This is a genomic window from Roseobacter weihaiensis (assembly GCF_020622345.1).
GTDB classification, from domain to species: Bacteria; Pseudomonadota; Alphaproteobacteria; order Rhodobacterales; family Rhodobacteraceae; genus Roseobacter; species Roseobacter weihaiensis.
In genome coordinates, this window is record NZ_JACNMO010000055.1 from 1 (window position 1) to 5,167 (window position 5,167).

Here is a 5,167-nt window from a genome sequence, read left to right on the forward strand (position 1 = left end):
TTGACGATCTGCTCGCCAGGGCTCTTCGTTGTCTTTCTCATCGTCCACTCCTCAGTGGTGACGATGAGCCAGAAACACTCCCTTAGCAAATCACCCTAAATGGCCCCATAAGCGCTGACGTCAGACAAAGGACGCTCCCGTCTTTGACGAAGTCCGAAGTCTTTTCAATCTTGTCCATAAACTCGCTGGAACGGATGACGCAAGGATGGGATAAATCGAGGCCACAAATGGCTTTCGGCTTGAACCCGACGCCCACAACCGCATTCTTAGCTCAATATACTGTCTCTTCGCCATCCGGGTTTACGGCTTTGATAAGATAGAGGCCGGTGCTGTCGAGATCGATAGAGATCACTTCAGTCGAGGTGCGAATGCGATCATGCAAGCCTACGGCGACCCACTGAACATAGCGATCAAAATCGGTGCGGAAGGGGCTTGTATTTCCGCAATTAAGAAAGTCTTCGACTTTTGAGTGTACGCACAGATAATTGAGAAAGCTAAATTGGCTTTTCGGGTTTATTAGGGAGATCAAATCTTTCACAAAGTGGGTGTCGAGCCTAGACTCAGGCAGCATCATTCCCGGGTGCCAGCGCACCTGATTGGACTTCTCCAGTATCAACCAGCGATCGCCAAAGTTGTCTTGCCCCCGTAAAACTTTGCCAAAGTTGGCTGAGTTTTGGAGGCGGGGTTTATGGCGCAGAAACGGTATTCGGATGAAGATATTCTTCGGCTCTTGCGTGAGATTGAACTGAGCCTGTCGTCTGGCTCAGATGTAGCGACGGCCTGCAGAACCGCAGGTGTCAGTGATGCGACCTATTACACATGGCGCAAACGGTTTGGTGGCATGCATTGCCCGGCAGGCGATTTGTGGAACAAATCTGCCGAGAGGGGGCGATCCGAGATGGCCAATCTGAAGGCGCTGCAGAAAGAGAATGATCGGCTCAAGATGATCGTGGCAGAGCTTGAGCTGGATAAGCTGACCCTCAAAGAAAGCCTTGATTACTTAAAGCCGAAGGTCCCGCTGACCGGCAGGTGAATGCGCAGCAATCACTGAGAGGGAGACGACAGACCAGCTTCGTCAGGCCGTGGTGCACAGCCGACAAAAGCTGGCAACCTCCGAACGGCGCACATGTCGGGTTCTGGGCGTGGCTCGAAGCACGTTGCAATACAAGGCAGTTTCCACGGACGATGAGGTGTTGCGCCTGGCAATGATCCGATTGGCCAACCAATATGGCCGCTACGGCTATCGTAAGGTTGCGGAACTACTGCGCGTTGAAGGCTGGCCCCCTCTCGGCAGATTTGTTCCACAAATCGCCTGCCGGGCAGTGGTCAATCACAAGAAGATCGAACGCCTGTGGCGCGAAGAAGGCCTGCAACTTCCAAGGCGGCACAAGAAACGCAGGCGGCTTTACCACAAGGACAGCTCAATCATCCGGCTGCGGCCGCAACATCCCAATCACATCTGGAGCGTCGATTTTGTGCACGACAAACTGAGCAACGGGCGGCCCTACAAGATGCTCACGGCGCTGGATGAATATACCCGTGAGGCGCTGTGTGTCGCGGTCAAACCAAAGATGAACAGCGCAGATGTGCTGGATGCGCTTTACCCACTGCTTTTGCGTCGCGGGAAGCCCGAATACATTCGTTCGGAGTTGCCCGTTGAAGGCGCCATTGGTTCGAGCCCAATGGGCGACGGCTCAGAGTTCATCGCAACAGCACTACAAGACTGGCTGAGAAAGGTCGGGATCAAACCGATCCAGATCTATCCAGGATCACCCTGGGAGAATGGGTACAATGAGCGCTTCAACGGCACACTGCGCCGAGAAGTCCTGAACGCCGAATGGTTCCACACCACCAAACAGGCACAGATCGTCATCAATACATGGCTCAGACAGTACAATCGTGTTCGACCACATCAGGCCCTAAACATGCGCCCGCCCATCCCAGAAACCCTGCGCAAAAGTGGCCCATAGAAATGGGGCTGGACACCAGAGCAACGCAAGCAACCCAACGGTGCGCGCATAAAGCATGGTGCCTGCCAACGGTGACAATTTCATTCGTTTGCCCGACCAATGCCCCCGCCAGGGGTTTCCGCAAACGCTCGGATTGTCATCGCGGCTGCACCCTTTGCCTTGATCGGCACCGCAAAAAAGCGAAAAGGTTTGTCTGGCAGGTCGCCGAGATTTGTCAGGTTTTCTACAATCAGGATGTTGCGTGACAGGAATTCCGTATGCGCTGGTCGGGCCGGATCGCTTCGGTCATCCGCATTGAACGTATCCATGCCGACCAACTTCGCTCCAGCCTCAACAATCGCGTCGATCACGTCCCGGCCAAGGAATGGGTAAGTCTCAGACTGATCCGTTCCCCAATGCCGATCCCAGCCGAAGTGGAAAAGCACCGCCTTTCCACGCTTGTCGCTCGGTAGTGTGAAGCTGTTAAGCGTCACTGCTTCGCCTGCCTTGGCAGTAGAGATGCGGACCACCACGGCGTCCAGGACAACCTCGTCCAAGCGCAGCTCCGCGATGTCTCGACGCTCCTCGAATCGATGTGTGGGTGCGTCGAGATAAGTGCCTATGGAGGTCTGGAACGTTATTTCGGTTAATTCGAAGGACGCCTGTCCTTCGTAGAACGGTGCAGACTCCGCACATGGGTCAAGAATGGTTTCACCGATGCGGTGAACCGCTCCTCGCGGCCCTCCGGGGTGCGCATCGTGAAACCCGGCATGCCGTCCTCGAAGGTGTGAGACAAATCTATGTGCATCGGGGTTTCCTTAGTTGATATCTCCATACTCATACCACCCTGATGTGCTCTATTTTTGCATGATCAGGCCGAATATGGTACGATCCAGTCATATTGATTGAGGAGAGAAACATGATGGCGGAATATGGCGTCCATGCTGTGCTTTCTCAAGTGGCAACCCTCCTTCGATCCGTCATCATCCCTACTGGTATCGGTTTAGCCCTTTAGGAGTGACGTGGGAGCGGAGCGGTCTCCTACCGCTGCCCGGACCATCACACGATCGGCATCTATCTTCGTGGCGGGAACTTCGTGCGGTGCGGGGACCGACTTGGCGCGGACGACCGTTATTGTGACGCGTCACGACAGGCTAATTCTACAGGTAGTCCTGGTGCCGTATGCGTCATACCACGCGAGACTGAGACATCTGGGGGTAATCGCGGCTACGTTCGCTGGCTCCATGTCTATTTTCACGACCGGCACTTGGAGGCGGCAAGCGCGGGGATTGGCTGTCGCTTGAACGAGACTTTAAGCCTTGTTCTAAAAAAATCGTTTGCTGCAGAAATCTTTGTCATTCACTGCAGAAATCGTTGTCCCGCTGTTATGGGACACTGATTATTGCAGTAACCGGAAGACAGCCCATGAAAGCGGAAGTGCCCGGATAGAGCCATAGAAAAAAGGGCTTTTGATAGGTGCGCCGGAAAAATGGACCAAATCCCGCAAGTCTTTCAGTAGGCCTCAAAACCGACCCGTAGCGGCCATAAACCCTATTTTGCGATATAGATATTTTCAAACCCCGTTCATGCGCCTAAACCCCATTTAAATAAGGCCTAAATCGCAATTCCGATGCGCATTAGGGGGCGAATTGGCCTGAAAACCAGCGCCGGAAGTGGGAAGTCGGCTTCCCGGTTTGTTTCAGACTTCCCAGAATGGGATTTTATACGTGGTTTCAAATGGTAAGCGGTTTCCGCCATTGGAAAATGGTGCAAAGAAGTGGGAAGCGTTTTTGGGCTATGAATGTAATCGCAGATATGCTGCTCAAGCAGCATAACAGCACTTGTTTAAACGCCACCGGGCGGCTCTACCGGACGGGCACATTCTTTGTGCCTGCAATGCCGCTGAAAAATCGGTCTTTAGTACGCCGCCTGATGTGCTGAACGGCAGGTAGCCCAGGTCATCTATCTGTCATTGGGAGGGTGTCCGAAACAGCTTGTCCGAAATCCTGTTCAAAGCCAAAAATAAGGTCGCGGAACGTACTGGAGTCCTTTTGGAGGTTGGAAGATGCGGCAGACTGGTTTTCTTTGACGTCGTCAATAGTCTTGTCGTTGCTTTTAACCCCACCGGCTTTGCCGCTGATAATCTCCTGCGCCCGCTCCAGGGCTTCGTCTGAACCCTGAATCAAATAGCCACCTTCACCATCTGGTTCGACGGATACAAATTGGTCATCCGAATGGCCTGGGGTGTCGTTTGCAAGCCTCAAATTGAAGCCTCCCACCCCATTAATACCTCCGGCCTGTTCGGTTTCCTGACTATTGTAAAGCGTCGCAAAGCCTTCTTTCGAAATAATTAGCTCCGCATCGCCGATATCCGGTTTGAAGGCTGATATGAACGCCGCCTCTTCGGTCGTTCCTGCTGGCTCACGGGTTTGAAGATCAGAAGCCGCATCACTTCCTAGTCCTACTATGCTCATCGTTTTGTCCTCCAATTTCATTTGTGAATAGTCATGCATCAACTGCACGCTCACAGCCTCTTAGTTCAATCTTTCCTTAACATGACCAAACTGCCCCTCTTAAATAAGGGCGGGCCGCGTCGGGCAAAAGACCGCCAACGCCTGGCTGGGCATAGGCGTTGTCAGCGATGAGCCGTTCTGGGTCAATATCGTGTTGTTCCTTAAATCGGATGCAACTTTGTCTGAGTGGGCTGGCTTTCACCCGCGGTTCTTTTCGCGCCTTTCCGCCATTGGAAAATGGTGCAAAGAAGTGGGAAGCGTTTTTGGGCTATGAATGTAATCGCGGATAACCGCGCAGCACTTGACCTGAGCTTCGCATGCACTCCCGGCTCATTGAAAAGCTTCGAAAGCTCGTTTAGAAATAACGCATGGTTACGCTGTCAAAAGACCAGATCGAAGCGCCACGCGCCAATCGGCTTCTCGCTGTCTGGCGTGACCGCGCTGCTCGCCAAGGGCTCGATGAAACACGGATCGACGCTTTGGCAGATCCGGTGGTGCAATGGCTCATGACGCATCGCATCGAACAGCCGGAGAACGTTGAGTTCGTCATGATCGCTGCCGCGCGCAGCAACGGGGCTTTCCTGACCGCAGCGCCAATCCAAAAGGCAATGCAGCTTTCGTTCGGCGAAGACGACCTCGTGGTTTCCGCGATCCGCCGCGAAACCGCTGCACAAGCGCGACACACCGACAGCTGATGCCAGCCTT

The 5,167-nt window shown here is 53.6% G+C and carries 6 protein-coding genes; 3 read left to right on the forward strand and 3 right to left on the reverse strand.

Annotated elements, in window-relative coordinates; genetic code table 11:
* Positions 1–271: 271 nt before the first annotated feature.
* The gene (locus H7847_RS26265; protein WP_227272628.1) at positions 272–616 is read right to left on the reverse strand and encodes a SidA/IucD/PvdA family monooxygenase; all 345 of its coding nucleotides are present in this window, start codon (positions 614–616) and stop codon (positions 272–274) included.
* A 72-nt stretch (positions 617–688) separates the two neighbouring features.
* On the opposite strand from H7847_RS26265, the gene H7847_RS27335 reads away from it, so the two are divergent.
* Together H7847_RS27335 and H7847_RS26270 are read left to right on the forward strand one after the other, a co-directional pair.
* The gene (locus H7847_RS27335; RefSeq protein ID WP_406676046.1) at positions 689–1,033 is read left to right on the forward strand and encodes a transposase; all 345 of its coding nucleotides are present in this window, start codon (positions 689–691) and stop codon (positions 1,031–1,033) included.
* A 52-nt stretch (positions 1,034–1,085) separates the two neighbouring features.
* On the forward strand, positions 1,086–1,970 hold the full coding sequence (locus H7847_RS26270; RefSeq protein ID WP_406676047.1) for an IS3 family transposase: 885 nt from the start codon (positions 1,086–1,088) through the stop codon (positions 1,968–1,970).
* A gap of 80 nt (positions 1,971–2,050) precedes the next feature.
* On the opposite strand, the gene H7847_RS26275 is transcribed toward H7847_RS26270, so the two are convergent.
* Entirely contained in the window at positions 2,051–2,668 is a 618-nt protein-coding gene (locus tag H7847_RS26275; RefSeq protein ID WP_319799802.1) for a cyclase family protein, read from the reverse strand.
* Between the two features lie 1,239 nt (positions 2,669–3,907).
* A complete protein-coding gene (locus H7847_RS26280) occupies positions 3,908–4,465 on the reverse strand; it encodes a hypothetical protein (RefSeq protein ID WP_227272630.1) in 558 nt (185 codons plus the stop codon).
* A 365-nt stretch (positions 4,466–4,830) separates the two neighbouring features.
* Here H7847_RS26280 and H7847_RS26285 point away from each other — a divergent pair, with 365 nt between their 5' ends.
* A complete protein-coding gene (locus H7847_RS26285) occupies positions 4,831–5,157 on the forward strand; it encodes a hypothetical protein (RefSeq protein WP_227272631.1) in 327 nt (108 codons plus the stop codon).
* The last annotated feature ends 10 nt before the right edge of the window (positions 5,158–5,167 follow it).

Coding starts and splice junctions, on each gene's coding strand:
- H7847_RS26285 (WP_227272631.1), top strand. CDS start 4,831: ATGGTTACGCTGTCAAAAGACCAGATCGAAGCGCCACGCGCCAATCGG.
- H7847_RS27335 (WP_406676046.1), top strand. CDS start 689: ATGGCGCAGAAACGGTATTCGGATGAAGATATTCTTCGGCTCTTGCGT.